The 2,343-nt window shown below is 33.5% G+C and carries 3 protein-coding genes; all 3 read right to left on the reverse strand.

What is annotated here, in order from left to right:
• The coding region (ilvC, locus tag VFS71_RS02915) for a ketol-acid reductoisomerase (RefSeq protein WP_326399285.1) at positions 1–1,142 on the reverse strand (1,142 nt) is incomplete at its 3' end.
• A gap of 84 nt (positions 1,143–1,226) precedes the next feature.
• Positions 1,227–1,748, reverse strand: coding sequence for an acetolactate synthase small subunit (gene ilvN / locus VFS71_RS02920; protein ID WP_326399286.1), 522 nt, complete (start codon positions 1,746–1,748; stop codon positions 1,227–1,229).
• A gap of 52 nt (positions 1,749–1,800) precedes the next feature.
• Positions 1,801–2,343, reverse strand: a 543-nt coding sequence (locus VFS71_RS02925) for a thiamine pyrophosphate-dependent enzyme (protein WP_326399287.1), incomplete at its 5' end; no start/stop codon positions are given.

Below are 2,343 nucleotides of genomic sequence, written 5' to 3' on the forward strand. Positions count from 1 at the left end.
ATACCTGAATCAGTCATTGCTTCAAAAGCCAATTCAACACCTGCTCTTACCATTGCAACCATCAATACTCCATTATCAAAATATTCTTGTTCAGAAATTTCAACATTACCTGCTGGTGTTTTCTCGAAGTTAGTTTCTCCTGTTGCAGCTCTCCAAGTCAATAAATTTTTATCATCATTAGCCCAGTCAATCATCATAGTTCTTGAGAATTCTCCAGAAATAATATCATCTTGGTGTTTTTGGAATAATGGACGCATAATATCTTTTAATTCGTCCGCCAATTCATATGCTTCGATTTTTGCAGGATTAGAAAGACGGTCCATCATATTTGTGATACCACCATGTTTCAAAGCTTCTGTGATAGTTTCCCATCCGTATTGAATCAATTTTGAGGCATAAGCTGGATCGATTCCTTTTTCAACCATTTTGTCAAAACACAAAATAGAACCAGTTTGCAATAATCCACAAAGAATAGTTTGCTCACCCATTAAATCTGATTTTACTTCAGCTACAAAAGATGATCTCAAAACACCTGCTCTATGACCTCCAGTTGCAACTGCATATGCTTTTGCTTGCTCTAATCCTTCTCCATTTGGGTCATTTTCTGGGTGAACAGCGATAAGAGTTGGCACACCAAAACCTCTTTTGTATTCTTCACGTACTTCAGATCCAGGACATTTAGGAGCACACATAATAACAGTTAAGTCTTTACGGATTTGCATTCCTTCTTCAACGATATTAAATCCATGAGAATAAGCCAAAGTAGCTCCTTGTTTCATCAATGGCATGATTGCTGAAACTACAGCGGTGTGTTGTTTATCTGGTGTAAGATTACATACTAAATCTGCTGTTGGGATTAATTCATCATAAGTTCCCACTTTGAAACCATTATCAGTAGCATTTTTAAAAGAAGCTCTTTTTTCAGCGATAGCGTCAGCACGCAATGCATAAGAAATATCTAAACCTGAATCTCTCATGTTCAAACCTTGATTTAAACCTTGAGCTCCACAACCTACAATGACTACTTTTTTTCCTGCTAATGCCTCTATTCCATTTGAAAATTCTGATTGATCCATGAATTCGCAAACTCCTAATTGTTCTAATTGTAATCTAAGTGGTAATGAATTGAAATAATTTGCCATTTTTTTTTAATATTTAATGAATGTAAAATTTAATAATTGAAAATTGTAATCTGTAAAATTCTTTGTTACTATTACAGATTGGGTTTATTTTAATGCTTCTAATAATGTTGATATTTCCATTTTTTCTTTTGAAATCGATATTCTACCCGAACGAACAAATTGCATAATTCCAAAAGGTTTTAATTTTGCGTATAAATCTTCAATTTCTGAACGTTTACCGGATTTTGAAATCACAAAAAAATCTCTTGACACCGTAACTATTTCAGATTTACTGTCTTTTATGATGTTCTGAATTTGTCTTTCATCAAAAAGCAAACTGGATTCTATTTTGAAGATTGCACTTTCCAAAAAGATAGTCTCCTCATCGATATGATAAAATGCTTTGATAACTTCAATTTGTTTTTCTATTTGGCCTACAATGTTTTGCACCCATTTTTCTGTTGTATTTACAACAATTACAAATCTTGAAACATTTTCAATTTCAGATTCGGAAACATTTAGACTCAATATATTGATGTGGCGTTTCAAGAATATACCCGATATTCTATTAAGCAAGCCAACATTATTTTCTGAATAAACAGAAATGGTGAACATTTTATTTTCCATACTATTTTATGTTTAATTGGTTAATCGCTTACACGACTAACTCAATAACGATTTAATTTAATCTTATGTCAGAAACGGAAGCTCCTGTTGGGATCATCGGAAATACGTTATTTTCTTTTTCTACCATTACTTCCAAGAAGTAAGACTCTTTAGAAGCCATCATTTCGGCAACGGCAGCGTCCAAATCTTCTCTTTTGGTTACTTTTTTAGATTTGATATAATACCCCTCAGCAATTGCAATAAAGTTTGGGTTTATCATTTTGGTAGAAGCATATCTATTGTCAAAAAATAGTTCCTGCCATTGACGTACCATTCCTAAAAATTCATTGTTCAATACAACAATTTTAACAGGAACCTTAGTTTGAAAAATAGTACCCAGCTCTTGAATTGTCATTTGAAAACCTCCATCTCCAATAATTGCAACCACTTCTCTTTCTGGCATTCCCATTTTTGCACCAATAGCTGCTGGCAAAGCAAATCCCATAGTTCCTAAACCACCTGAAGTAATGTTACTTTTGGTTTTATTGAATTTAGAATAACGGCAAGTAAACATTTGGTGTTGCCCTACATCCGAAACCATAATGGCATCACCATT

The sequence above is a fragment of the Flavobacterium sp. genome (assembly GCF_035760125.1).
In the GTDB taxonomy this organism is placed as follows: domain Bacteria; phylum Bacteroidota; class Bacteroidia; order Flavobacteriales; family Flavobacteriaceae; genus Flavobacterium.

Bases quoted from the DNA above. Each gene is read 5' to 3' on its own strand.
- ilvN (WP_326399286.1), bottom strand. From the start codon at position 1,748: ATGGAAAATAAAATGTTCACCATTTCTGTTTATTCAGAAAATAATGTT.